Consider the following 23,462-nt stretch of genomic DNA (forward strand, 5'->3'; position numbering starts at 1 on the left):
ATGCACAAAAACCCGGCAACAAATTATTTCAAATTGGTAACGGATTTCCAATTTTGTGGGGGAAGTAAAAAGGAATGCTCCGGAAAATAAAAGCAGGGTGCTTTAAGAATTGAGTAAAATAAAACAAAATGCAACCTTAAAAAACTTTTTATTTGAGGAAAGAAAAAAATTTATAGGAATATGGAAAATTATTGTAGCTTTTGTCACCAAATGACGATATAATGGATGCAGATTTGATAATGGGAGGGAAGCTGCATGGAAAACCGGGAAAAACAGAATTCGATGGCGCTTCATCGGCGGTTAGCAGTAGGATTTGGAGCGGTTAATCTCGTCACGGTTTTGATTACGCTGATCAGCGTGGCCGTGATGGCGCGCCTGCATGCCGCGGGCAGTGTTTCAGCGGGCTTTCTGGCGGGATTTTCCGGCGGAGTGGCGGCACTGGCGGTCCTTTCGGTCGTTATGAGCATGATTGCGTGCAGGCGGCTTGAGCGCAGCATGACGCGGCCTCTGAGAATACTGAACGACATCGCCACCCAACTTTCTCAGGGAGATACGTCGGCCAACGTAAAGGTGCTGACCAATGACGAGGTGGGCAGGCTGATGCAGGCCTTCAAGACCATGGTGGAGAGCACCAGACGCCAGGCGCTGGCGGCCGAGACGATTGCCAAAGGGGATTTGACCGCGCAGGTGGCGCTGAACTCGGACAAGGACATGCTGGGCCTTGCGCTGAACCACATTGCGGAAAACAACAGCCGGGTGCTTTCCCGCATCCGGGCGGCTTCCGGAGAAATTGCCGCCGAAGCCGGGCAGATTTCAGAGGCCGGAGGACGCCTTGCCGAGGGCTCCAGCCGGCAGGCCGGTTCCCTTCAGGAGTTGGCGGCGGCAGTGGAGCAGGTGAAATCCAACATTGACCTGAGCGCAGAGCATGCCGCAAAGGCCCGAACCCGGGCAAACAAGGTCAGCCACGACGCGGAGGACGGCAGCGGACGCATGAGCGAGATGCTGGAGGCCATGGACGAGATCGGCGTTTCCTCCACGAATATCTCCGGCGTAATGAAGGCGATTGAAACCATCGCGTTTCAGACCAATATCCTGTCACTGAACGCCTCGGTGGAGGCGGCGCGGGCCGGACAGTACGGCAAGGGCTTTGCCGTGGTGGCGGACGAGGTGCGTAATTTGGCGGCACGCTCCGCGAAGGCCGCACAGGAGACTGCCGACATGGTAAAGGACTCCGTTCAGCGGATTGAGCACGGCACCCGGATTGCCCGGGAAACCGCCGATGCATTCCATAAAATTGTGGACGGCATCCACGAGGTGGCGGATTTGGCGGAAAAGATTGCCGACGCTGCGGCGGAGCAGGCCGCAGGCGTATCCGCCATCAACGATGAAATCGGGCAGGTGTCGGCCACGGTGCAGGCAAACTCCGCGGCGACGGAGGAAAGCTCTTCCTCAACAGTTACCCTGTATCGGCAGGCCGAGGAACTGAAGGAGCTGGTACAGACCTTTAAGCTGAGGGTGAGCTGACGGCCTTTGTTTCAAAATGCCTATAAACAGAACGGACCGGGCGCCCTGCGGCGTCCGGTCCGTCCTTTTGGAAGATTGATGAAAAAAGTTTTGTCCCTTGCAAGTATGATAATACCGGTCAGATATTAAGCAAAAAAGCAGGGTTTGTTACAAAAGTATAAAATCTCCGTGGGACAAAACGTTTTTTAGGGCTGCGCAGGGGATGTTCTGACGCTTTTTGCGGCCCGGTTATGTAAGATAGACGGGTTTCAGGGCTCCTCGTCCGGTTCGTCGGTCAAGTGCATCACAGAAACCTCATAAGCTGTTCTCTGCTGGGGCACGCCGTCCACCACCTTTGTGTAGACGCGGCTTTGAAACCGGCCCTCCACGCCCAAAGGCTCGCCCACTTTTCGGCGGCTGACGCTTTGCGCCAACTGTCCCCAGACAATGACGGGCAGATAGTCTGCCCGGCTGTATCGGCGGCCCACCGCCAGCATCACGTCGCAGATGCTGCGGCCAAGGGGTGTGCGGCGGAGGATGGGGGGCTTACACAGCGTCCCCGTCAGGAGGACACGGTTGATCGGTTTGCCGTCCCATGGCTCCATGGACGCGGCATAAACCGTGAGCACCAGCCGGCTGCCGCAGCCGCTTTTATTGTTGAAGGAGCGGAGCTGCCCAAGGACACGCACGCTTGCGCCCTCTTCAAGGCAGGGCGGCAGGGGGGCACGTACAAGGACGGGGAGCGTGTCCAACTGGCCGGAGAGACGCTCCACACGCAGGGGAACGCAGTAAAAGCTGACGCCGTGGTTCTCGTGGGAAAAGCCGGGAGCGGCGGCCACCGTGCCGCACAGCTCCACTTCGTTTCTGGTTTGTTCCATGCCGTACACCTCTGTCCGTAAAGATGACGGGACAGAGCCGGCACGCTGCCGACCGCATCCCATCGCAAAAACCTGCGCTGCCCGCAATCCCACGCTTTTGCGCGTCGGACAGGCAGACACCCGCAGTGTGGTACAGCCTATGACGGGCCTGTCTGAAATAGACCGGAAGATTTTTCTTTCCAAACAGAGGAATTCGCATATAATAAAAGGAAAGCAGACGGGAGGAGGCACGTTCCATGGCAAATCTGATGGACTATCTTGACTGGCGGGGGGATTTAACCTTTTCTCAGGCGCCCTTCAATGAAGTTGACAGCCTGATTTTTTCGGAGTTGGCCTATGCCGATTTCCAAGGAATCGTCCCCGGTGTGGATGAAAAAGGCGGTGTGCCGCTGCGTGAAGCGGTGGAGCGTTTCTTCGCCGAGGGTAGAGAAAAGGAACTGAAGAGGAGCGTGCTGCTTCCTGAGAAAATTCCCAATATGCTGAGGAAGCTGAGCGGCTCCTCCAGATTTCAGGATTTGATCCTGAGCTGCTGCGAGGAGCATCTGGATGAGGTGCGCCGGGAGCAGTTTGCAGCTATTACCATAGAATTGCCGGAGCGGGCCTTATACCTTGCCTTCCGGGGGACAGACGACACGTTGGTTGGCTGGAAGGAGAACTTTGACATGGCCCTTCGAGACGCGGTTCCCGCCCAGATACGGGCGGCAGACTACGTAGACCGGGTCGCCAAGCGGTACTGGGGCTGGAAGCTGTACCTTGGAGGCCACTCCAAAGGGGGAAATCTGGCAGTGTACAGCGCCGTACATTCTAAAAAATCGGTTCAGAATCGGATCCTTGCTGTTTACAACAACGACGGACCGGGCTTTCGGGCCACACTTACGGGACGGGAAGAGCACCGGCGGATCGCAGACAGAATTCATACGATTCTGCCCAAGTCCTCGGTGGTGGGTCTATTGATGGAGCATGAGGAGGATTTGACCGTGGTGGATTCCACGCAGATAGGCATTTTGCAGCACGATGGCTTTTCCTGGTGCGTGATGGGACCGGAGTTTGTCCGGGTGGACGACATGACCGACATTGAAGTGAACGACAGAGTGCTGAAGGCGTGGGTAAACGGCCTCAATCAGGAGCAGAGAGAGCGATTCTCCGACGCGCTGTTCGAAGTGCTGTCCGCGTCCAGCGCAGACACGCTGGCAGAGCTGCGTGCACAGGGACCCAAGTCCGCCGTTGCCGTATTAAAAGCGCTGGCGGTACTCGACAAAAAGACGTTGACGGCGCTGAATTTTGCCGTGGGCGTGCTGTTTAAAACCGGTACACAGTCCTTGCTGGAGGACTGGAAGCGGGATGGCCACCGCCTTTTTAAGGAGTGGGCGGACTGGAGAGAGAATCGGAGCGAACAGGCAGAGAAAACGTAAAAAACTCCGACGGGAATGAAGCCTCTCTTTCCTAGGCCGTTTCCTTTTTAAAGTATTTACTTAGAGCAAGTGCGCTTTGTGGGCGGACGGAGAAAAAATGCAGGGCCCCGGGGAATTCACTTCCCCGGGGCCCTGTCTTGCATCGCCCACAGGCGATTAACTTTTTTCAGCTAAGAGTTCTTTTTAAAAGAGCCGCAAAGTGGGATTTTGAACACCTTGAAAATTTGGATGCGGGAGGTCTTTCACTACCGTTCCTCGCGGAAATAGGGGAGGCCCAAAGACGCGGGCGGCTGATTTTCTTTCCGGTTGCGCATAGAGACAACCACCAGCACGGCCAGCGTCACCAGATAGGGCAGCATCTTGAACAGCTCCTGTGAGCTGCGGTTCAGGCCGGGGATGTAGAAATACATCCAGAACAGCAGCCCGAAGAGATAGGAGCCCCAAATGGCGCCGATGGGCTTCCATGTGGCGAAGATGACCAGCGCCACGGCCAGCCAGCCCAGAGACTCGATTCCGCCGTCGTTGGCCCAGGTGCCCTTGGTATAGTCCATCACGTAGTACAGTCCGCCAAGGCCGGAAAGGCCCGCGCCGAGGCAGGTAGCCAGATACTTATTACGGGTGACGCTGATGCCCGCGGCGTCGGCGGTGGCGGGGTTTTCGCCCACGGCCCGCAGGTTCAGGCCCATGCGGGACCGACTCATGAAAATGTGCAGTGCCACGGCAATAACAATGGCTGCATAGGCCAAGAATCCATAGGAAAAGAACAGCTTTCCTGCGCTTCCCCAATCGGCCAGAGGCGTAGAGGACCGGTAGGCGGAGGAGGTGACTGCCACGGAAATCTGCCCCACGCCGCCGGCCAGCTTATTCAGGCTTCCGCCAAAGAAGTTGGCAACGCCGCCGCCAAAAATCGTCAGGGTCAGGCCCGTGACGTTCTGGTTGGCCCGGAGAGAGATGGTCAGGAAGCTGAAGATCAGCCCGCCCGCAGCCGCAGCCAAAAAGGCGCACAGCATGGAGATCAAAAGGCCCGCAACGGGAGAGGGAGAGGTGGTGGACGCCTCATAGAAAAACGCGCCCATCAGGCCCGCGATGCCCCCTAAGTACATGATTCCGGGAACACCCAGATTCAGGTTGCCGGAGCGCTCCGTCAGAATTTCGCCCAGCGCGCCGAACAGGATGACCGTTCCGAAGACGATAGCCGCCTGAAACAGAGCGATAAATTGTGTCATGCGTCCGCCCTCCCCACCGGGCAGCTTGCGCCGCGCTTGCGGCGGAAGCTGACTTTATAGCTGATGAAAAACTCGCTGCCGAGGATGCAGAACAGCAGGATGCCGGTGATGATATCCGACACAAAGTTGTTCAGGTTGTACCGGGATGCAATTTCCACGGCGCCCTTCTCCAGAAACAGAAGAAGGAAGGAGAAGAGAATCATCACAAAGGTGTTGAACTTCGAGAGCCACGCGACGATAATTGCGGTGAAGCCCCGTCCGCCCGCAGTGGAGGTGGAAATGGTATGAGACGAACCGGAAACCGCCAGGAAGCCTGCCACGCCGCAGATGGCGCCGGAGAGAAGCATGGTGCGGATATAGACCTTGCGGACGTTGATACCGGCATACCGCGCGGTGTTTTCGCTGTCTCCCACCACGGCGATCTCATAGCCCTGTTTGGAATATTTGAGATAGCTGTACATCAATACAGCAATAACAAGCACAATGATTACATTCAGCATATATGCCTGCCCAAATACGCTGGGGAACCAGCCGTCCTTGGTAAGCTGGTTGATGACGCCCACGGAGTTGGATCCGGCGGGGTTTTCCCACTTGGACACGGCAAAGCTGGTAAGCTGGATGGCCACATAGTTCATCATCAGGGTGAACAGCGTCTCGTTGGTGCCCCAGCGGGCCTTAAACACGCCGGGAATCAGACCCCACACGCCGCCGGCAACCATGGAAACCACCAGCATGACCAGCAGCAGCGCCGGGGTGGGAAGAGAGCCGCCCAGATAAATCATGCACGCGGCGGTGGCAATGCCGCCCACCAGAATCTGGCCCTCGGCGCCGATGTTCCAAAACCGCATCTTAAAGGCCGGGGCCAGGCCCACAGCGATGCACAGCATCATCATCGCATCCCGGATGGTGACCCAGGAGCGGCGGGTGGTGCCGAAGGCACCCTGGAACATGGCCTCGTAGACCTTCAAAGGGTTAAGGTGAACGATGGAAAAAATAATCAGGCCGGAGAGTACCAGTGCCAGTACTAATGCGGCGCCCCGGATAAGCCAGGACTTTTTTCTGGAAATACCCACGCGTTTTGAAATGTGGATCAGGGGTTCGCTGGTGCTGCACGCGGAAGTACCGCAGGCTGTTTCAGGTTTGCTCATGATGCTGCACCCTCTTTCCTGAACTGGGTCATCAGCAAACCGATACCCTCTTTCGTGGCTTCCTCACGAGAGACAACGCCGCTGACCTGACCGCCGCACAGCACCACAATCCGGTCGCACAGCTCCAGCAGCACGTCCAGATCCTCGCCCACGTAAATCACGGCCACGCCCTTGAGCTTTTGCTCGGTCATGAGGTTATAAATCGTATAAGAGGTGTTGATATCAAGACCCCGGACGGCATAGGCGCTCATAAGTACGGTGGGGTTCATGGCAATCTCGCGGCCCACCAGAACCTTTTGCACATTGCCGCCGGAGAGCTTACGAATCTGGGTGGCAACACTGGGCGTGACCACCTCCAGCTCATCCACCACCGTCTCCGCCAGCTTTTTCGGCTTTTTCCGGTCGGCAAAAACGCCCCGGCCGCTGAGATAGCTGCGCAGCAGCATATTGTCCGTCAAATCCATGTTGGCGACAAGGCCCATGCCCAGCCGGTCCTCCGGCACAAAGGACAGGGCCACGCCCATTTTCATGATATCCAGCGGGGATTTGCCGATCAGGTCGTGAACGTGCTTAGCGTTTTCGGGATCGTCGGCGGGAGCATCCGGATTCCAGTTCTCATCCTTATAAAGAATGTGACTGCCCGGTTCGCAGAGCTGAAGACCGGCAATGGCTTCCAAGAGCTGTTTCTGGCCGGAACCGGCGATGCCCGCGATGCCTAAAATTTCGCCGCCGCGGGCCGTAAAGCTTACGTCGCTGAGACGGGGGACCCCGTCTTTATCCTTTACGGTGAGGTGCTGGATCTCAATGCGCTCCGTGGTCTGTCCGGCCTTGGGACAGTCAATATTCAGCTCCACGGCCCGGCCCACCATCATGTCGGTGAGCTTCTGGGGGTCCGTATCGCAGGTGGAGACATCCCCGATAAACTTGCCCTTGCGCAGCACGGCCACGCGGTCGGACACGTCCATCACCTCGTGGAGCTTATGGGTGATAATGACCAGCGCCTTGCCGTCCGCCTTCATATTGCGCATGACGGCAAACAGCTTGTCGGTTTCCTGAGGAGTAAGCACGGCGGTGGGTTCGTCCAAAATCAGGATATCCGCGCCCCGGTAAAGGACCTTTACAATCTCCACCGTCTGCTTCTGGGAGACGGACATATCGTAAATTTTCTGGTTGGGGTCGATGTCAAACCCGTATTTGTCCGCAATATCCTTGACCTTTGCCGCGATGGCCTTACGGTCCAGCTTGCCCTCCCCCGTGAGGCCCAGAACAATATTTTCCGCAGCGGTAAACACATCCACAAGCTTGAAATGCTGGTGAATCATACCGATGCCCAGATCAAACGCGTCTCTGGGACAGCAGATGCTCACGGCCTGGCCGTTTACATAAATCTGCCCCCCGTCGGGAAAGTAGATGCCGGAGAGCATATTCATCAGTGTGGTTTTTCCACTGCCGTTTTCTCCCAAAAGGGAGAGAATCTCTCCGCGCCGAAGCTCAAGGTCCACGCCGTCGTTGGCGATGACTTCGCCGAAGCGTTTCGTAACCTGCTTCATGAGGACTGCGCTGGTTGTCTCCAAGAAAGACCATCCTTTCCTGCCAAAAGTGGCTCTAAATGCGTTATGCAAGAACAATGCCGGATGGGTTGACCGGCTCCTGTAAAACAAGATCAGTATAGCACGGTTTAAATGCCTTGTAAATCAAAATTCGCCTTAAAAATGTGGGAATTGAATATTTTTTTTTAGGCAAAACAAAAATAATTATGGAAAGCATCCAAATTTAATCGCTTTTTTTGGAAGGCACTGACGCACCATGCTGCCGCACTGTCCGGCGCACGGCGGTAAAAAAGAACACCCCCGCCGCGAGTTCCGCGGCGGGGGTGCGGATGCTTTCCAAAATCTTGCGGAAGGAGTTCCGAAGATGGAAGCGTCAGTTCAGCTCCGTGATGCCGTCAATCCGCAGAGTGAAAGACGGAGCGGACTGGAAGTAGGACTCGTGATAATAGCCGTCGATGATGGCCTCGTCCGCGTCCGCAGTGAAATCGCCGTCAGTATCGGTGGCGAAGGCATTGGTGACAGGCTGGCCGCCCACGGTGAAGGTGGAGGTATCAAAGACGTTCAAAGAGCCGTCCTTGATGGCGGCGATGGCCGCATCAACTGCTTCCTGCGTGCCGGGAGCACAGGCGGAGCCCAGCGTGGAAATCATAACGCCGTCTTCCGCGTAGCCGTTGCAGTAATCGGTTTCAAGCTGGCCGCCCTCCATGGCGGTGCGGATAATCTCCTCATAGGCGACTTCCCAGTTGTTCTGGGGAGAGGTCAGCGCCACATCGGGGGCGACGGAGAGCATATCCACATTGTAACCCACGGAATAGACGTTGGTGTTGCCCTTGTCGTGGGCTGCCTGCACGGCGGAGGGAGCGCCGGTGGAGTCGGCGTGCTGGCCGAGAATGACACAGCCGCGGCTGATCAGCGCATTGGCGGCCTCGCCCTCGGCCTTGATGTCAAACCAGGAGTTGGTATAGGTCACGTCCATATGGGCATCGGGCACGATGGAGCGAATGCCCAGGAAGAACGCGGTGTAGCCGGAAACCACCTCGGCAAAGGGATATGCGCCGACGTAGCCGATGTAAGGATCGGTGACGGAGCCCGCGTCCATCAGCTCCTTGAGCTTCATGCCGGCCACGATGCCGGAGACATAGCGGGCCTCATAGATGTTGTCAAAGAAGTTGGCAAAATTGGGCATACCCGCGGTTCTGGCGTGGGTGCCGGTGGCATGGGCAAAGTAGACATCGGAATATTCCGACGCGGCCTGCATGAGATACGTCTCATGGCCAAAGGAGTTTGCAAAGATGATGTTGCAGCCCTGCTCCGCCAGGTCGACGGCAGCGTCGTAGCACTTCTCGTCCTCGGGGACGGTATATTTGAAGATCAGGTTTTCACTGGGAATGCCCAGCGTTTCGCAGGCTGCCTTGATGCCCTCCATATGAGCGAAGGTGTAGCCCTCGTTTTCGTCGCCGATCAGAATCGCGCCGACCTTGAAATCGCTGGTGGAGGTGTCGCTGCCGGAAGCAGAACCCTGGGAAGAGCCAGAGCCGCTGGGAGTGCCGGAATTGCCGCAGGCGGCCAGACTCATCATCATGACGGTCGACAGCAGCAGTGCAAGAAACTTCTTCATTCTGTTATCCTCCTTATTTTGTTCGAAAACCAAAGTGTGAATGGTTTTCCACAAATCATATCATACAGGGTTAACTTTTAAATTTCAATCCATAATTTGAGATTTGTAAAAGTTTTTACTTATGCTTTTGCATCGATTAAAAAATATGGATGATATGGCAAAAGCCCGTGCCCGGGAGGAAGCTTCCGGACACGGGCTTTTGTGCAAAAACGACAGAAAATCACTGACGGATGGCGGTGCCGGTCTTTCCGGCGATGCCGTCCCGGGCCTTTTCCAAAAGGGTAATCAGGGCGGTGCGGCCCGCCTTGGATTCGGCAAATTTCACTGCGGCCTGCACCTTGGGCAGCATGCTGCCGGGGGCGAACTGGCCCTCCTGCTCATAGACGCGGGCCTGGTCGGGGGTCATGGAGTCCAGCCACGTCTGGTCGGGCTTTCCGAAGTTGACGGCCACCTTTTCAACGGCGGTGAGGATGATCAGGCTGTCGGCGTCCAGTTCCTCTGCCAAAAGCTCGGAGGCAAAGTCCTTGTCAATGACAGCGCCCGCGCCCCGGAGATGGTTTCCCTCCCGGATGACAGGAATCCCGCCGCCACCGCAGGCCACCACGATCTGTCCTGCGTCCGACATGGCGCGAATGGTTTCAATTTCAATGATGGAAACCGGTCTGGGGGACGCCACGCAGCGCCGCCAGCCCCGGCCCGCGTCCTCCATCACCGCGTTACCCCGGCGGCGCATTTCCTCGGCCTCGGCCTCGGTCATAAAGGCACCGATGGGCTTGGTGGGCTTCTGGAAGGCGGGGTCCTCGCCGTTGACCTCCACCTGTGTGAGGACGGTGGCCACGGGCTTGTTCATTCCGCGGTTCAAAAGCTCTTCCCGCAGGGCGTTCTGGAGATCGTAGCCGATGTAGCCCTGGCTCATGGCGGTGCACACCGACATGGGCGCCATGGGGTGGGAAGGATCCTCCCGGGAGAGGGTGGTCATCGCCACGTTGATCATGCCCACCTGAGGTCCGTTGCCGTGGGCGATGACTACCTGATGCCCCTCTTCGATCAGGTCCACAATGGCTTTTGCCGTTTGCTTCACGGCAATCATCTGCTCCGGCAGGTTATTGCCCAGCGCGTTTCCACCCAGCGCAATCACGATTTTCTTCGGCATAAAAATACCCCTCAAATAAAAGTATAGTGGCGGCGGCACAGCCGCCGCCACACAGTCGGAAAGGTTCCGGCGGGAATACCGGGTCCGGCGGTCCTCCGGACCCGGTATAAGTTCGTCTTAGAACAGCTTGCGCTTGCTGTCGGCCATGTCCAGCGCCATCAGGGCGGAGGCGGGGTCCTTCACCTTGCTCATCATGATCATGGCGGCGATGACATAGGGCTTGAAGCTGGCCTGCTTATACAGGGGCACCAGATACCGGTCGAACACAGAGGCGTCCACCTCGCCCTCGGGGCAGGAAAGACCGGAGATATCGGCGGGCAGGCAGTGCAGATACAGAGCCTTGCCGTCCTTGGTCTTCTTCATCATTTCCTCGGTGCAGGCCCAGTCCTTGTGCAGGGCGTTCTGTGCGAGAAGCTTCTTCTCCAGATCGCTGATGCCGGCGGTGTCGCCCGCCTGATACAGCTTTGTGCGCTGCTCCATGGCAGCGAAGGGAGCCCAGGACTTGGGATACACGATGTCCGCGCCCTGGAAGGCCTCGCCCATGGAGGCGACCTTCTGGAAGGAGCCGCCGGTGGCGGATGCGTTCTTGCGGGCAATCTCCTCCACCTCGGGCATCACGTCATAGCCCTCGGGATGGGCCAGAACCACGTCCATACCAAAGCGAGTGAACAGGCCGATGACGCCCTGAGGGACGGAGAGGGGCTTGCCATAGGAGGGAGAATAGGCCCAGGTCATGGCGACCTTCTTGCCCTTGAGGTTCTCCACGCCGCCGAACTGGTGGATGACGTGCAGCATATCCGCCATGCACTGGGTGGGATGGTCCACGTCGCACTGGAGGTTCACCAACGTGGGCTGCTGCTCCAGAATCCCGTCCTGATAGCCTTCCTTCACGGCGTCCATGAAGGTCTTCTGATACTTATGGCCCTCGCCGATGAACATGTCGTCCCGGATGCCGATGACGTCGGCCATGAAGGACACCATGTTGGCCGTCTCGCGGACAGTTTCGCCGTGGGCGATCTGGGAGGTCTTCTCGTCCAGATCCTGAACCTCAAGGCCCAGCAGGTTGCAGGCAGAGGCAAAGGAGAAGCGGGTGCGGGTGGAGTTGTCCCGGAAGATGGAGATGCCGAGGCCGGAATCGAATACGCGGGTGGATTTGTTCCGCTCGCGCAGGTCCCGCAGCGCGTCGGCCACGGTGAAGATGGCCTCCAGCTCCTCGTCGGTCTTGTCCCAGGTCCAGTAAAAATCGTTTTTGTACATATTGTTGGTGTGCAGGTGCTCCAGATGCTTGGCCAGTTCGATGGTCTTGGACATATCCATAACTCCTTCTCAAATCAAAAAGTCAGTCCCTGTATTGAAAACAGGGTATCCTGCGAACATGCGGGGAAATTCTTACTTAATATCGTTGTTAGTCTTCCCGCCGCGGTACACGCTCACATCCTCGGTGCCCTTGCCCTTATAGAGAGAGGGCACGGCGGCATACATGGCGGCGCAGGCGACCAGGTCCTCTTTCCAAGTGACCTCGTTGGGGGCGTGGGCCTGAGACTCCGCGCCGGGGCCAAAGCCCACGCAGGGGATGCCGTACCGGCCCTGAATGGAAACGCCGTTGGTGGAGAAGGTCCACTTGTCGATCAGGGGCGCTTTGCGCTTTTCAAGGGCAAGCTCGGAGGAGGTGGGGGTGCCCACGCGCTTGTCGCCGTACAGGCCCTTATGCGCATCCACCAGAGCCTGAATGTGGGGAGCGGTTTCCTTGTTGATCCAAGTGGGGAAGTAGCACTCCGTCTCGTACTTCAGGCCGGTCCACGCGGGACGGTCGTACATATACATGGAAACCTTCACGTCCTTGCCGTACTTCTTCACGGCGGGCAGATCCTCAATTTCCTTGATGCAGGAGTCCCAGGTCTCGCCGGCGGTCATGCGGCGGTCCAGAGACACGGCGCAGCTGTCTGCCACGGCGCAGCGGCTGGGAGAGGTGAAGAAAATCTCGGACACGGTGACGGTTCCCCGGCCAAGGAACTGCGCGTCTTCATAATGCTCGGGATTGAAGGAGGGATTGAGCATCTTCACAAGGCCCTTGATTTCGTTGGAGGGGCCGTCGCCGTTTTCGTTCAGAGAGCGGACGTCCTGAAGAATGTCGGCCATTTTGAAAATGGCGTTGTCGCCGCGCTCGGGGGCGGAGCCGTGGCAGCTGACGCCGTGCACGTCAACGCGAATCTCCATGCGGCCCCGGTGACCGCGATAGATGCCGCCGTCGGTAGGCTCGGTGGAAATCACGAACTCAGGCGTAATTTTATCTTCATTGTGGATATACTGCCAGCAAAGGCCGTCGCAGTCCTCCTCCTGCACCGTGCCGGTGACGAGAACCGTCACGTCTTCGGGAATCAGGTTCATATCCTTCATAATCTTTGCGCCGTAGACAGAGGAGACGATGCCGCCCTCCTGGTCGCTGCCGCCCCGGCCGCCGATTTCAGTTTCGTTCTCATAGCCCTCGTAGGGGTCGAACTTCCAGTTTTCCCGGTTGCCGATGCCCACGGTGTCGATATGTGCGTCATAGGCGATGATCTTCTCGCCGTTGCCCATCCAGCCCAGCACGTTGCCCTCGCCGTCAATCTCCACCTTATCAAAACCGACCTTCTCCATCTCGGCGGCGATGCGGCGGATGACGCCCTCTTCGTTGGAGCTTTCGCTGGGAATCGCGATCAGATCCCGCAGGAATCTGGTCATATCGGCTTCATAGCCCTTTGCAGCGGATTTGATTGCATCGAAATTCATTTTGCGACCTCCTGTAAAAATATATTAAAAAAATTAACACGATTTGGACTGTGCCGTCCCTTTTTCTATCCTCATCATAGCATAAGAAACGCAGATGTCAAACAAAAAATAAGAAAACCTAAAAATTTTTCTGCAAACAGGTTGATTTCTGCACAAAGTATGGTATGATGGGTCTGTTAATACAGGAACTTTTGCCTGAAAAGGCAGGTTCCGGAGGAGGGATAGCGCACGGAAAGCGGAAAACTGGAAATGCTCAGTCAGATTGCCGCGGGAATCGCCGCGCAGTTCGGAAGCGACTGCGAGGTGGTGGTGCACGACTTGAGCCGACACCCGGATCACAGCATTGTTGTCATCGAGAACGGACACGTTTCCGGACGGAAGGTGGGAGACGGCGCGTCCTATGTTGTGCTGGAGCAAATCGTCCAGTCGGACGCCCAGCCCAAGGACCAATACTGTTATCTGACCCGCACGCCGGACGGGAAGATTCTCAAGTCCTCCACAATTTATATCCGGGGGGCCCACAAAAAGGTGGCGGCGATTCTTGCCATCAACTTCGACGTGTCAAAGCTTTTGATGGTGGAGGATGCGGTGCATTCTCTCACCAACGTTCCCGGCCCGCAGCCGGCGGAGCCGGAGCGGATTGTCAACATCAACGACCTTTTGGAGGAGCTGATCAGCCAATCGGTGGCGCTGGTGGGAAAGCCGGTAGCGCTGATGACGAAGGACGACAAGGTGAATGCCATCCGCTTTCTCAACGAAAACGGCGCGTTTCTCGTCACCAAGTCCGGCGACAAGGTGGCAAAATATTTCGGCATCTCAAAGTATACCTTATATTCTTATATCGATGATTCAAAAACATCAGGAGGTAAAGAGTTATGATTGATTTGACCAAAAATCCCCAGGGGCTGGCCCATAACATTGAAAAGGCGAAGGAAAACGGCGTGGTCATCCCCACCGTGGCCCAGATGCAGCATCCCGAGACGATTCCCGAAAAGATTCAGGCGAAGCTGAAAAACCTCGGTATGTGGGACGTAGACCCCATGAACCTGTTCCGCATCACGTGGAAGAACGAGGCCAAGGAGAGCGGCGGACTGTTCCAGGCCGCCCCCAACTATGTGGAGCTGCCTTCCTCTCTCACGGGCGTGCCCTGCCGCATTGTTGCCATGGCGGGCAAGTGGTTCCCCACCGGCTGCCACAAGGTTGGCGCGTCCTTCGGCTGCCTTGCCCCGCGTCTGGTCACCGGCCAGTTTGACGCCACACATCACAAGGCCGTTTGGCCCTCCACCGGCAACTACTGCCGCGGCGGCGCATTCAACTCCAAGCTGCTGGCCTGTGAGAGCGTTGCCATCCTCCCCGCCGAGATGAGCAAGGAGCGGTTTGACTGGCTGAAGACCATCGCCGGTGAAATCATCGCTACCCCCGGCTGCGAGTCCAACGTCAAGGAAATTTTCGACAAGACCTGGGAGCTGAAGCAGGACCCCCAGTATATGGTGTTCAACCAGTTTGAGGAGATGGGCAACCCCCTGTGGCACTACAACGTCACCGGTAACGCGCTGGCTGACCTGTACGAGTCCATCAAGCGCCCCGGCGACAACTTCGCGGGTGCATGCTTCACCTCCGGCTCCGCAGGAACCATGAGCGCGGGCGATTTGCTGAAAGACAAGTATCCCCGGCTGAAGCTGGGCGTGGGCGAGGCGCTCCAGTGCCCCACCATCCTGAACAACGGCTTCGGCGGACACCGGATCGAGGGCATCGGCGACAAGCACATCCCCTGGATTCACAACGTGAAGAACACCGACATGGCCATCGCCATTGACGACGAGGATTCTCAGCGTCTGCTGCGCCTGTTCAACACCGAGGACGGCAAGAAGTATCTGAAAGAAGAGCTGAAGCTGGACGCGGAGCTGATTGAAAAGCTGACATGGCTGGGAATTTCCGGCATTGCCAACGTGCTGTGCTGCATCAAGCTGGCGAAGTATTACGAGCTGACCGAGCATGACGTGGTCGCCACCGTCCTCACCGACTCCGCCGTGATGTACGGCAGCCGCATCGAGGAGCTGAACGAGCAGCACGGCGCATACTCCGAGAAGGAAGCCGCTCTGGACCACGCATTGCACATGCTGGGCGTGAAGACCGACAACCTGCTGGAGCTGACCTATGAGGAGCGCAAGCGCATCCACAACCTGAAGTATTACACTTGGGTGGAGCAGCAGGGCCGCACTGTGCAGGACCTGAACGACCTGTGGTATGACGTGGAGGGCACTTGGGATGCGGTGCACAAGCAGGCCGCAGAGCTGGATGCACTGATCAACGAGTTCAACGAGGCCACCGGCGTTTTGAAGTCCCTGTAAGCGGGAGTATGCCCCGTTTAGTCAGTTGATAAAAACGCCTCAGGGCGGGGCCAAAAGCCCCGCCCTGAAGTTTAGCTGTCCTCCGGCTCCTCAAAGGCGGAGAGGAACGCGTCCTCCGCCTCCTGCTGGCCCTGAATCAGAAGAGCCTTCGCTTTCCCGGGATTTCCCGCGTCCAGCTCCTTGAGGGCATCTGTGACAGCATTGAAAATGATTGTGTAATACTTGGGGAATTCTTCTTCTTTTCCGGGAAAAGTTATCATACACGCTCACCTCAACTGTATTCTACCATTATTAACAATAAAATGCAATACGATTTGCGGCTCAAAATGCGGTCCAGAATGCAAATGATATCTGCAATACAATTGATGTATAAAATGTATTGCGAGGTATTGAGATGAGAAAGTTTAGAATTCCGAAAATTCCGTCCACTACCAGTAAATCCATTCGTTTTCCTACGGATGTAATCGACGAGGTGGAGGAAGCGATTCGCGGAAAGGACTGCACGTTTACTGCATTCGTGGTGGAGGCTGTGCGGGTGGCGCTGGAGAATCTGCGGGAGGAAGAGAACACGGACGACGCGTGAATGCCTATATTGAATAAGGAGAACCCGACCATGAAAAATGTGAAATACGGCAAGTGTACCCGCTGCGGCAAGACCCATGACGCCGTGCCCGATCTGACCATTTGCGACTGCGGGGGCATTCTGGATATCGAATACGATTACGACTATATCAAAACCCAACTAACTAAGGAAAAGCTGGCGGACCGGCGGGACATGACCATGTGGCGCTACCGCGAGCTGCTGCCCATCGAGGAAAGCACCGAAAACACCCCCCTGCGGGTGGGCAACAGCCCACTTTACGAGGAGCCGCGCCTTGCCAAAGCGCTGGGACTTGGCAGACTGTGGGTGAAGGACGACGGGCAGAATCCCACCTCCTCCTTGAAGGACCGGGCCTCCGCAATGGCAGTTGCCAAGGCCAAGGAGGCCGGGGCGCAGGTGATTGCCTGCTCCTCCACCGGAAACGCGGCCTCGTCCCTTGCGGGCAACGCGGCGGCGGCCGGACTGAAAACCTATATTTTCGTCCCCTCCCGCGCACCCAAGGGGAAAGTGGCCCAGCTGATGACCTTCGGCGCCACCGTCATCTCCGTGGAGGGCAGCTATGAGGAGACTTTCGAGCTGTCTAAGCAGGCCATTGACAAATGGGGCTGGTACAACCGCAACGCCGCCATCAATCCCTATCTCTCCGAGGGAAAGAAGACGGTTTCTCTGGAGATTATGGAGCAGCTGGGCTGGCAGGTGCCGGACTATGTGGCGCTGTCCGTGGGCGACGGGTGCACCTTTGCGGGCGTTTGGAAGGGCTTGAAGGACCTGTACGCCATCGGGTTTATCGACCGGCTGCCCCGGCTGATTTCCACTCAGGCGGAGGGCTGCTGCCCCCTGAACCGGGCCATTACGGACAATAAGCCTTGGGAGCCCATGGAGGAGAACACGCTGGCGGACTCCATCGCCGTGGGCGTGCCCCGGAACGCGGACAAGGCGCTGGCTGCCATCCGGGAGTCCAACGGAATTGTGGTGAACGTCTCCGACGAGGAGATTATGGCGGCGCAAAAGCTGCTGGGCCGCACCTGCGGCGTGTTTGGTGAGCCTGCGGGCGTTACCGGCACGGCGGGCGTGAAGAAGCTGTGCGATCAGGGCGTGCTGGGGAAGAACGACACGGTGGTTTCCATCGTTACCGGCAACGGCCTGAAGGACGTGGCCAACGCCATCAAGGCCTGCGGCGAGCCGATCACCATTCCCTCTGACATGGAGCGGCTTTTGAAGGAGTTTGACCAGCGGGGGATTGTGGTGGAGTGATTTCCACCGGAATTTGAAATGTTAAATCGGGCGGACGCTGGGAATTTTCCGGCGTCCGCGCGGTGTTTCCCCAAGCCCTGACAAGTTGCGCGGGCGTGATTTGAAAAAACATGCAGGCGGCCAAAAGAGCCGCCTGCATTCTATTGATTTCGCCGTTCATATTACGTCTGCAAAAATTTGATTGACAGGAAGCAACGAGGGGGCGTATGATAAAGAAAATATATCGTGACGCGATATATTGCGACGCGATATAACGAGGGGGGAGCCATATGCCAGCCGGGGGACCGATGACGGAGGCCATGTATTATATATTGCTGGTGCTGACCATGCCCAGTCACGGCTATCAGATCATGGCCTTGGTGCCAAAAGCATCTCAGGGACGGGTGCACATGGGGCCGGGGACGCTGTACGGTGTTTTGACCCGGATGGAGACGGAGCGGTATATCGAAATCGTGGAGGACGACGGGCGGCGCAAAACCTATGCAATCACGGAATCGGGCCGGGCCGCGCTGCGGGCGGAGACGGAGCGGCTGCAAGCCATGCTGGAGGACCAGATGCGTTGGAGGGAGGAGACGAAATGCCTGAAGGATTGATGGAGCGGGACGGGGAGGAAGCGAAGGAAGTCCGCAAGCGGATGCGGAGCGATCTGTTTGACCTCGATCACAACGAAAGCTGGTTTTCCGATCTGGCGGAGCGGGGGCTGTTTCTCGATCGCTTCGAGGGGCGGTATGCCTGGTTCAAGCGGGGGACCCCCAGAAAGCTCCGCTACCGCATGGACGTTTTGAGCCGGGAGCTGACGGAGGACGAATTGCTGCTGTACGACTCCGCCGGGTGGCACATTGCGGCCACGGCGACATGGGAGGGCTTTCGGAAGGATGTTTTCTACTATGTCTTCCAGAACGACGGGAACGCTTCTGTCCCGGAGCTGCACACCGACCCCGTGGAGCAGGCGGAGTCTTTGAAACGGCTGTACCAAAGGCTGCGGCGGGATCTCTGGCTGGAGCTGGTGCTTATAGGAATAGTGTATTGGTTTTACTACAGAGAGGGACGGCCGGAGCTGGCGTTTAAGCAGATGGTGGAGAGGGAGCCCATTAGGGAGTACTGGCTATTTCTTTGTTTTTTGAACTTTTGGAGCATTTTGCGGGGCTGGCTGAACGTCCGGCGGCTGCGCAGGCGGCTGGCGGGAGGAGAGACGCTGAATCATCGGGCGGACTATCGCCGCGTCCACCGGCGCTTCCGGATGACCGACGTGCTGCGGTGGGCACTGCTTGGCTGGCTGCTTGCCGTGATAGCCGCACAGTTGATAGGGGCGGCGTCCAGCCGCACAGGCCCTTTGCCGGAGGGAGAGCCGGCTTTCCCAGCGGTGCGGCTGGAGGAAGTTTACGATGGGGCTCTGTCCAAAGAGGGGGTTTCGGGAAACTGCTCTCATAGATGGACGGTTGCGGGGGCGGCGATTAACAGCCTGTGGGAGGAAGGCCGTGAGGGAAAGACCAACGGGATTTTGAACCTGTACACCGTTTGCATTCGGCTGCCCTTTGTCCGAACGGCGGAGCGGGCCTTTGCCGCACTGACGGAGATGGATACATACATGGCGTATCGTCTGGAGGGTATCGCGCCGGTGGAAACAGAACTGGTGGACGAGGCGTGGGCGGCGAGCCCGGCGGCGGAGAATCGGAATCAGTTCATTTTGCTGGTGCGGGACGGGCGGTATATCGTGATGACGTTTTATCTGGACCGTACCGATGGGAATCTGGACGCACCGGAGGCCGAGGCTTTTCGGGACCGGTGCACAGAACGGCTGCTGCCCATGCTGGCGCAAAAGCTGGAGGACTGAGGGCGGCACACGGAAATTTTATTTTAATTTGGAGGGAAGCGCCATGCGGATTATGGCCATTGACTACGGAGACGCCCACACGGGCATTGCCATCTCCGACCCCACCGGCTTTATGGCGGGGACCACCACCGTAATCAACGCCTATCGCCCCGAACAGGTGGCGGAAGGTGTGAAAAAAATCGCGGGGGAATACGGCGTGGAGGAGCTGGTCTTGGGCTACCCCAAAAATATGGATGGAACGCTGGGGCCAAGGGCGGAAAAGGCGGAGGCCATGGCGGCGCTGCTGCGGGAGACTGTGGGACTGCCTGTGGTGCTCTGGGACGAACGGCGGACCACCATCGACGCTCACCGGATTTTGCAGGGCAACGGGCAGAATGCAAAAAAGCGGAAGAAGACCGTGGACGCGGTGGCGGCGGCGTTGATTTTGGAGGGATATCTCACATTTAAGAAGAAACCGTAAGAAAACAAAGAAAATCCTGCTAAAAAATTCGGAAAACAGGTTGACTATGGGCTTTATTTCTGCTAAAATCAACTTTACCTGTGAAAAAGGGTTTATTTGTCGTGCGCGTTTTCGCTTTCGCGCGGGACAAGGACCGCTTTGGAGGGCAGGGAGGCAGTCGGCTTCTCCGGCTCAAGCCGGACAAGAGGCCAATAATAAGGAGGTGCCGTTAAATGCGCGTGAAAGTGACCATGAGATGCAACGAGTGCAAGCAGAGAAACTACAACACCATGAAGAACAAGAAAAACACCCCGGACAAGATGGAAATGAACAAGTATTGCCCCTTCTGCAAGAAGCACACGCTCCACAGCGAGACGAAGTGATTGACCGAATGACGAGAAAGGGCGTGTAAACATGGCGGAAGAAGCCAAGAAGAAGGACAGAACCCGCTGGTTTCGGGAAATGAAAAGCGAAATGAAAAAAATCGTGTGGACCGACCGCAAGACCGTGGTAAAAAACACGGGAACCGTGCTGCTGTGCTCCCTGCTCATCGGTGCGTGCATCTGGATTGCCGACTATTTTTTCATTAACGGCATCCAGCTCATCATCACGTTTCTGAAGTAAGGGGCGAGAGATGACAGAGAGCGCGAAATGGTATGTAATCCATACCTATTCCGGCTATGAAAATGCGGTCAAGACCAGCATTGAGAAGTTTGTGACCGGGCGCAACATGGAGGACATGGTTCTCAGAATCGAAATTCCTCTGGAAACAGTCACGGAAATCACCGAGGGCGGCGCCTCCAAAGAGGTGGAGCGCAAGGTGTTTCCCGGCTATGTGCTGATTAAAATGGTCATGACGGACGAAACCTGGCATCTGGTGCGGAATATCCGCGGCGTGACCGGGTTTGTCGGCGAGGCCAGCAACAGGCCCATCCCCCTGACGGAGGAAGAGGCCCTGTCCATGGGCATGGAGAAGCACGAGATCGAAGTGAAATACTCCGTGGGCAGCCATGTGAAAATCGTGGACGGCCCTCTGTCCACCTTTACCGGCGTGGTGGAGGAGATCGAGCCCGAGAAAAACCGCGTCAGCGTGATGGTTTCCATGTTCGGACGGGAAACGCCCGTGGAGCTGGAACTGGATCAGCTGGAGGTCGTGGACTGACAGGGCGGACACGCGTCCGCTGCAAGTGGGAGGGACCGATGTCCCGCCAAAGGAGGCCGGAAGGCCGCCACCACATTTTAAACAGGAGGTGCTACTAAAGTGGCACAGAAAATTACAGGATACGTAAAACTGCAGATTCCCGCGGGCAAAGCGACACCCGCTCCCCCCGTGGGCCCCGCGCTGGGCCAGCACGGCGTGAACATCGCCGCGTTTACCAAGGAGTTCAACGAGCGCACCAAGAACGACATGGGCATGATTATCCCCGTGGTCATCACGGTGTACGGCGATCGCTCCTTCTCCTTCATTACCAAGACCCCCCCCGCGGCGGTTCTTATCAAGAAGGAATGCAACATCGAGTCCGGCTCCGGCGTGCCCAACAAGACCAAGGTGGCCACCATTACCAAGGCGTCCATCCAGAAGATCGCAGAGCTGAAAATGCGCGATCTGAACGCCTCCAGTCTGGAGAGCGCCATGAGCATGATCGCCGGCACCGCCCGTTCCATGGGCGTCGTGGTGGGCGACTGAGCCGTTACCCGTCCCCGTTTGCGCGGCGCAAGGGCCGCATACAGTGGGAGGATGAATTCCGAAGAACCACTATGAGGAGGAAATAACATTGTTTAGAGGCAAGAAATATACCGACAGCGCAAAGCTGATCGATAAGGGAACCTTTTATGACACGGCGGAGGGCATGGGCCTGGTGTGCAAGTGCGCCGTCGCCAAGTTCGACGAGACTGTCGAGCTGCACGTGAAGCTGGGCGTGGACTCCCGGCACGCAGACCAGCAGGTCCGCGGTGCCATCGTTCTGCCCCACGGCACCGGAAAGACCGTCCGCGTGCTTGTTTTCGCGAAGGACGACAAGGCTGAGGCCGCCAGAGAAGCCGGCGCCGACTATGTTGGCGACATGGATATGGTGGAGAAGATTCAGAAGGAAAACTGGTTTGACTTTGACGTGGTCGTCGCCAGCCCCGACATGATGGGTCTGGTGGGCCGTCTTGGTAAGGTGCTGGGCCCTAAGGGTCTGATGCCCTCTCCCAAGGCGGGCACCGTCACCCCCGACGTGGCCAAGGCCGTGAAGGAAGTCAAGGCCGGTAAGATCGAGTACCGTCTGGACAAGACCAACATCATCCACTGCCCCATCGGAAAGGCCTCTTTCGGCCCCGAGAAGCTGGCGGAGAACTACAATGCGCTGATGGGCGCCATTGTCAAGGCGAAGCCCGCCGCCGCCAAGGGCCAGTATATCCGCAGCTGCGTGGTGGCTTCTACCATGGGCCCCGGCGTGAAGATGAACGCCGCAAAGCTGGTCTGAGCTAAAAAACTGATATCCGACCGGGAATTTGCCGCTTGACAAATTCCGACGGTTTGATATAATACAACGTGCGTTCCAAAGACAGCAGGTGGGAGGAAACTCCGGAAATCCTGCCGAGGACGGCTTTTTGATGAAGCTATTCCGTCCTTGTGTCTTTTTGGCACAGGGACGGTTTCCTTTTTAGAACGCACCCCCCGGAATTTCTCTGCCTGACGGTTTGCGCCGAGGAGCAGAGACATTCCGCAAAAATCTCTGGAGGTGAAACAAGAATGCCTAACGCAAAAGTCCTGAGTGCAAAGCAAGCGATTGTGGCGGAACTGACCGAAAAGGTTCAGAAGGCCACCGCAGGCGTCCTGGTGGACTACAAGGGTATCACCGTTGAGGAGGACACCGTCCTTCGCCGCGAGTGCCGTGAAAACGGCGTGGATTACTCCGTTGTGAAGAACACCATGCTGCGCTTCGCGTTCAACAACGTCGGCTACGGTGAGCTGGACGGTCTGCTGAACGGAACCACTTCTCTGGCACTGTCCGAAGATGTGGTTGCTCCCGCCCGCATCATGAGCAACTGCGCCAAGAAGATGGAGGGCAAGTTCGAGATCAAGGGCGGCTTTATGGACGGCAAGGTGGTGGATCTCGCCACCATCCAGTCTCTGGCCGCAATTCCCGCTCTGCCCATCCTGCAGGCGCAGGTTCTGGGCACCATGCTGGCCCCTATCACGGGTCTGGCCGTGGTCCTCAAGCAGATCGCGGAGAAGGGCGGCGAAGCCGCTCCCGCCGCCGAGGCTGCTGTCGAGGCTCCCGCAGCGGAGGAATCCGCTCCCGCCGCTGAATAAGCGGACACCCAAATTTAAACCAACTTTTATTTAGGAGGCTACTACTATGTCTGAGAAAGTTACCGCTATGATCGAAGAGATCAAGGGTCTGACCGTTCTGGAGCTGAGCGAGCTGGTGCACGCTCTGGAGGAGACGTTTGGCGTTTCCGCCGCCGCTGCTGCCGCTCCCGCCGCTGCTGCCGCTCCCGCCGCTGAGGAGAAGACCTCTTTCGACGTGGTCCTGACCGGCTTTGACGCCGCTGCCAAGATCAAGGTCATCAAGGCTGTCCGCGAGATCACCGATCAGGGTCTGGCCGAGGCCAAGGCGACCGTCGAGGGTGCTCCCGCTACCCTGAAGGAAGGCCTGTCCAAGGACGATGCCGAGGCCATGAAGGCCAAGCTGGAGGAAGCCGGCGCAAAGGTCGAGCTGAAGTAAGCTTTTTCCA

At 57.4% G+C, this 23,462-nt stretch carries 25 protein-coding genes and 1 other annotated feature; of the genes, 16 read left to right on the forward strand and 9 right to left on the reverse strand.

Annotated features, from left to right (window positions below):
* The first annotated feature begins 255 nt into the window (after nucleotides 1–255).
* Nucleotides 256–1,524, forward strand: a complete 1,269-nt coding sequence (locus ABVS15_RS05200; RefSeq protein ID WP_369282689.1) for a methyl-accepting chemotaxis protein — start codon at nucleotides 256–258, stop codon at nucleotides 1,522–1,524.
* Nucleotides 1,525–1,772: 248 nt separating this feature from the next.
* On the opposite strand, the gene ABVS15_RS05205 is transcribed toward ABVS15_RS05200, so the two are convergent.
* The gene (locus ABVS15_RS05205) at nucleotides 1,773–2,381 is read right to left on the reverse strand and encodes a single-stranded DNA-binding protein (protein WP_369282690.1); all 609 of its coding nucleotides are present in this window, start codon (nucleotides 2,379–2,381) and stop codon (nucleotides 1,773–1,775) included.
* Between the two features lie 236 nt (nucleotides 2,382–2,617).
* On the opposite strand from ABVS15_RS05205, the gene ABVS15_RS05210 reads away from it, so the two are divergent.
* The gene (locus ABVS15_RS05210) at nucleotides 2,618–3,793 is read left to right on the forward strand and encodes an Mbeg1-like protein (protein WP_369282691.1); all 1,176 of its coding nucleotides are present in this window, start codon (nucleotides 2,618–2,620) and stop codon (nucleotides 3,791–3,793) included.
* Between the two features lie 245 nt (nucleotides 3,794–4,038).
* Here ABVS15_RS05210 and ABVS15_RS05215 read toward each other — a convergent pair whose 3' ends face one another.
* The 7 genes from ABVS15_RS05215 to ABVS15_RS05245 all read right to left on the reverse strand — a co-directional run bounded on the left by ABVS15_RS05215 (nucleotide 4,039) and on the right by ABVS15_RS05245 (nucleotide 13,257).
* Nucleotides 4,039–5,019, reverse strand: coding sequence for an ABC transporter permease (locus ABVS15_RS05215; protein ID WP_369282692.1), 981 nt, complete (start codon nucleotides 5,017–5,019; stop codon nucleotides 4,039–4,041).
* Entirely contained in the window at nucleotides 5,016–6,167 is a 1,152-nt protein-coding gene (locus ABVS15_RS05220) for an ABC transporter permease (protein ID WP_369282693.1), read from the reverse strand. Before ABVS15_RS05220 ends, ABVS15_RS05215 begins: the two co-directional genes overlap by 4 nt.
* Nucleotides 6,164–7,741, reverse strand: coding sequence for an ABC transporter ATP-binding protein (locus ABVS15_RS05225; RefSeq protein ID WP_369282694.1), 1,578 nt, complete (start codon nucleotides 7,739–7,741; stop codon nucleotides 6,164–6,166). The genes ABVS15_RS05220 and ABVS15_RS05225 overlap by 4 nt, the downstream gene beginning before the upstream one ends.
* A gap of 349 nt (nucleotides 7,742–8,090) precedes the next feature.
* Nucleotides 8,091–9,335, reverse strand: a complete 1,245-nt coding sequence (locus ABVS15_RS05230; RefSeq protein WP_369282695.1) for a BMP family ABC transporter substrate-binding protein — start codon at nucleotides 9,333–9,335, stop codon at nucleotides 8,091–8,093.
* A 220-nt stretch (nucleotides 9,336–9,555) separates the two neighbouring features.
* Entirely contained in the window at nucleotides 9,556–10,488 is a 933-nt protein-coding gene (arcC, locus tag ABVS15_RS05235; RefSeq protein ID WP_369282696.1) for a carbamate kinase, read from the reverse strand.
* A gap of 117 nt (nucleotides 10,489–10,605) precedes the next feature.
* On the reverse strand, nucleotides 10,606–11,799 hold the full coding sequence (gene ygeW / locus ABVS15_RS05240; protein WP_293007977.1) for a knotted carbamoyltransferase YgeW: 1,194 nt from the start codon (nucleotides 11,797–11,799) through the stop codon (nucleotides 10,606–10,608).
* A 78-nt stretch (nucleotides 11,800–11,877) separates the two neighbouring features.
* Complete coding sequence (locus tag ABVS15_RS05245; protein WP_293007979.1) at nucleotides 11,878–13,257, reverse strand: YgeY family selenium metabolism-linked hydrolase; 1,380 nt, start codon at nucleotides 13,255–13,257, stop codon at nucleotides 11,878–11,880.
* Nucleotides 13,258–13,506: 249 nt separating this feature from the next.
* On the opposite strand from ABVS15_RS05245, the gene ABVS15_RS05250 reads away from it, so the two are divergent.
* Nucleotides 13,507–14,136, forward strand: a complete 630-nt coding sequence (locus ABVS15_RS05250; RefSeq protein WP_293007980.1) for a transcriptional regulator — start codon at nucleotides 13,507–13,509, stop codon at nucleotides 14,134–14,136.
* The gene (locus ABVS15_RS05255; protein WP_369282697.1) at nucleotides 14,133–15,608 is read left to right on the forward strand and encodes a pyridoxal-5-phosphate-dependent protein subunit beta; all 1,476 of its coding nucleotides are present in this window, start codon (nucleotides 14,133–14,135) and stop codon (nucleotides 15,606–15,608) included. The genes ABVS15_RS05250 and ABVS15_RS05255 overlap by 4 nt, the downstream gene beginning before the upstream one ends.
* 71 nt (nucleotides 15,609–15,679) lie before the next feature.
* On the opposite strand, the gene ABVS15_RS05260 is transcribed toward ABVS15_RS05255, so the two are convergent.
* Nucleotides 15,680–15,868, reverse strand: a complete 189-nt coding sequence (locus tag ABVS15_RS05260; protein ID WP_369282698.1) for a hypothetical protein — start codon at nucleotides 15,866–15,868, stop codon at nucleotides 15,680–15,682.
* 134 nt (nucleotides 15,869–16,002) lie between these two features.
* Between ABVS15_RS05260 and ABVS15_RS05265 the strand changes: the two genes are divergently transcribed.
* The 12 genes from ABVS15_RS05265 to rplL all read left to right on the forward strand — a co-directional run bounded on the left by ABVS15_RS05265 (nucleotide 16,003) and on the right by rplL (nucleotide 23,452).
* Nucleotides 16,003–16,191, forward strand: a complete 189-nt coding sequence (locus tag ABVS15_RS05265) for a YlcI/YnfO family protein (protein WP_293009488.1) — start codon at nucleotides 16,003–16,005, stop codon at nucleotides 16,189–16,191.
* 30 nt (nucleotides 16,192–16,221) lie between these two features.
* On the forward strand, nucleotides 16,222–17,463 hold the full coding sequence (locus ABVS15_RS05270; protein WP_369282699.1) for a threonine synthase: 1,242 nt from the start codon (nucleotides 16,222–16,224) through the stop codon (nucleotides 17,461–17,463).
* A gap of 269 nt (nucleotides 17,464–17,732) precedes the next feature.
* Nucleotides 17,733–18,056, forward strand: a complete 324-nt coding sequence (locus ABVS15_RS05275; RefSeq protein ID WP_369282700.1) for a PadR family transcriptional regulator — start codon at nucleotides 17,733–17,735, stop codon at nucleotides 18,054–18,056.
* Nucleotides 18,041–19,297: a DUF2812 domain-containing protein gene (locus tag ABVS15_RS05280; protein WP_369282701.1), complete on the forward strand. Its 1,257-nt coding sequence runs from the start codon at nucleotides 18,041–18,043 to the stop codon at nucleotides 19,295–19,297. The genes ABVS15_RS05275 and ABVS15_RS05280 overlap by 16 nt, the downstream gene beginning before the upstream one ends.
* A gap of 43 nt (nucleotides 19,298–19,340) precedes the next feature.
* Nucleotides 19,341–19,757, forward strand: a complete 417-nt coding sequence (ruvX, locus tag ABVS15_RS05285) for a Holliday junction resolvase RuvX (RefSeq protein ID WP_369282702.1) — start codon at nucleotides 19,341–19,343, stop codon at nucleotides 19,755–19,757.
* Nucleotides 19,758–19,969: 212 nt separating this feature from the next.
* Entirely contained in the window at nucleotides 19,970–20,119 is a 150-nt protein-coding gene (gene rpmG, locus ABVS15_RS05290; protein WP_293009483.1) for a 50S ribosomal protein L33, read from the forward strand.
* Nucleotides 20,120–20,150: 31 nt separating this feature from the next.
* Nucleotides 20,151–20,360, forward strand: a complete 210-nt coding sequence (gene secE, locus ABVS15_RS05295) for a preprotein translocase subunit SecE (RefSeq protein ID WP_369282703.1) — start codon at nucleotides 20,151–20,153, stop codon at nucleotides 20,358–20,360.
* A gap of 10 nt (nucleotides 20,361–20,370) precedes the next feature.
* Nucleotides 20,371–20,898: a transcription termination/antitermination protein NusG gene (gene nusG / locus ABVS15_RS05300; protein ID WP_369282704.1), complete on the forward strand. Its 528-nt coding sequence runs from the start codon at nucleotides 20,371–20,373 to the stop codon at nucleotides 20,896–20,898.
* A 99-nt stretch (nucleotides 20,899–20,997) separates the two neighbouring features.
* Nucleotides 20,998–21,423, forward strand: a complete 426-nt coding sequence (gene rplK, locus ABVS15_RS05305) for a 50S ribosomal protein L11 (RefSeq protein ID WP_293010403.1) — start codon at nucleotides 20,998–21,000, stop codon at nucleotides 21,421–21,423.
* Nucleotides 21,424–21,511: 88 nt separating this feature from the next.
* Complete coding sequence (rplA, locus tag ABVS15_RS05310) at nucleotides 21,512–22,204, forward strand: 50S ribosomal protein L1 (protein WP_369282705.1); 693 nt, start codon at nucleotides 21,512–21,514, stop codon at nucleotides 22,202–22,204.
* A gap of 57 nt (nucleotides 22,205–22,261) precedes the next feature.
* Nucleotides 22,262–22,391: a sequence feature (ribosomal protein L10 leader region), on the forward strand.
* Nucleotides 22,392–22,473: 82 nt separating this feature from the next.
* Complete coding sequence (rplJ, locus tag ABVS15_RS05315) at nucleotides 22,474–23,037, forward strand: 50S ribosomal protein L10 (protein WP_369282706.1); 564 nt, start codon at nucleotides 22,474–22,476, stop codon at nucleotides 23,035–23,037.
* 46 nt (nucleotides 23,038–23,083) lie between these two features.
* Nucleotides 23,084–23,452 (forward strand): 50S ribosomal protein L7/L12, encoded by a 369-nt coding sequence (gene rplL, locus ABVS15_RS05320; RefSeq protein WP_369282707.1) that lies wholly within the window; start codon nucleotides 23,084–23,086, stop codon nucleotides 23,450–23,452.
* Nucleotides 23,453–23,462: the final 10 nt, after the last annotated feature.

The organism is Oscillibacter sp. GMB15532 (assembly GCF_041020825.1).
GTDB lineage: Bacteria > Bacillota > Clostridia > Oscillospirales > Oscillospiraceae > Oscillibacter.

Excerpts from the sequence above, each read along its gene's own strand:
- ABVS15_RS05200 (WP_369282689.1), top strand. The coding sequence starts at position 256 with ATGGAAAACCGGGAAAAACAGAATTCGATGGCGCTTCATCGGCGGTTA.
- ABVS15_RS05205 (WP_369282690.1), bottom strand. The coding sequence starts at position 2,381 with ATGGAACAAACCAGAAACGAAGTGGAGCTGTGCGGCACGGTGGCCGCC.
- ABVS15_RS05210 (WP_369282691.1), top strand. The coding sequence starts at position 2,618 with ATGGCAAATCTGATGGACTATCTTGACTGGCGGGGGGATTTAACCTTT.
- ABVS15_RS05215 (WP_369282692.1), bottom strand. The coding sequence starts at position 5,019 with ATGACACAATTTATCGCTCTGTTTCAGGCGGCTATCGTCTTCGGAACG.
- ABVS15_RS05220 (WP_369282693.1), bottom strand. The coding sequence starts at position 6,167 with ATGAGCAAACCTGAAACAGCCTGCGGTACTTCCGCGTGCAGCACCAGC.
- ABVS15_RS05230 (WP_369282695.1), bottom strand. The coding sequence starts at position 9,335 with ATGAAGAAGTTTCTTGCACTGCTGCTGTCGACCGTCATGATGATGAGT.
- arcC (WP_369282696.1), bottom strand. The coding sequence starts at position 10,488 with ATGCCGAAGAAAATCGTGATTGCGCTGGGTGGAAACGCGCTGGGCAAT.
- ygeW (WP_293007977.1), bottom strand. The coding sequence starts at position 11,799 with ATGTCCAAGACCATCGAACTGGCCAAGCATCTGGAGCACCTGCACACC.
- ABVS15_RS05245 (WP_293007979.1), bottom strand. The coding sequence starts at position 13,257 with ATGAATTTCGATGCAATCAAATCCGCTGCAAAGGGCTATGAAGCCGAT.
- ABVS15_RS05250 (WP_293007980.1), top strand. The coding sequence starts at position 13,507 with ATGCTCAGTCAGATTGCCGCGGGAATCGCCGCGCAGTTCGGAAGCGAC.
- ABVS15_RS05255 (WP_369282697.1), top strand. The coding sequence starts at position 14,133 with ATGATTGATTTGACCAAAAATCCCCAGGGGCTGGCCCATAACATTGAA.
- ABVS15_RS05260 (WP_369282698.1), bottom strand. The coding sequence starts at position 15,868 with ATGATAACTTTTCCCGGAAAAGAAGAAGAATTCCCCAAGTATTACACA.
- ABVS15_RS05265 (WP_293009488.1), top strand. The coding sequence starts at position 16,003 with ATGAGAAAGTTTAGAATTCCGAAAATTCCGTCCACTACCAGTAAATCC.
- ABVS15_RS05270 (WP_369282699.1), top strand. The coding sequence starts at position 16,222 with ATGAAAAATGTGAAATACGGCAAGTGTACCCGCTGCGGCAAGACCCAT.
- ABVS15_RS05275 (WP_369282700.1), top strand. The coding sequence starts at position 17,733 with ATGCCAGCCGGGGGACCGATGACGGAGGCCATGTATTATATATTGCTG.
- ABVS15_RS05280 (WP_369282701.1), top strand. The coding sequence starts at position 18,041 with ATGCCTGAAGGATTGATGGAGCGGGACGGGGAGGAAGCGAAGGAAGTC.
- ruvX (WP_369282702.1), top strand. The coding sequence starts at position 19,341 with ATGCGGATTATGGCCATTGACTACGGAGACGCCCACACGGGCATTGCC.
- rpmG (WP_293009483.1), top strand. The coding sequence starts at position 19,970 with ATGCGCGTGAAAGTGACCATGAGATGCAACGAGTGCAAGCAGAGAAAC.
- secE (WP_369282703.1), top strand. The coding sequence starts at position 20,151 with ATGGCGGAAGAAGCCAAGAAGAAGGACAGAACCCGCTGGTTTCGGGAA.
- nusG (WP_369282704.1), top strand. The coding sequence starts at position 20,371 with ATGACAGAGAGCGCGAAATGGTATGTAATCCATACCTATTCCGGCTAT.
- rplJ (WP_369282706.1), top strand. The coding sequence starts at position 22,474 with ATGCCTAACGCAAAAGTCCTGAGTGCAAAGCAAGCGATTGTGGCGGAA.
- rplL (WP_369282707.1), top strand. The coding sequence starts at position 23,084 with ATGTCTGAGAAAGTTACCGCTATGATCGAAGAGATCAAGGGTCTGACC.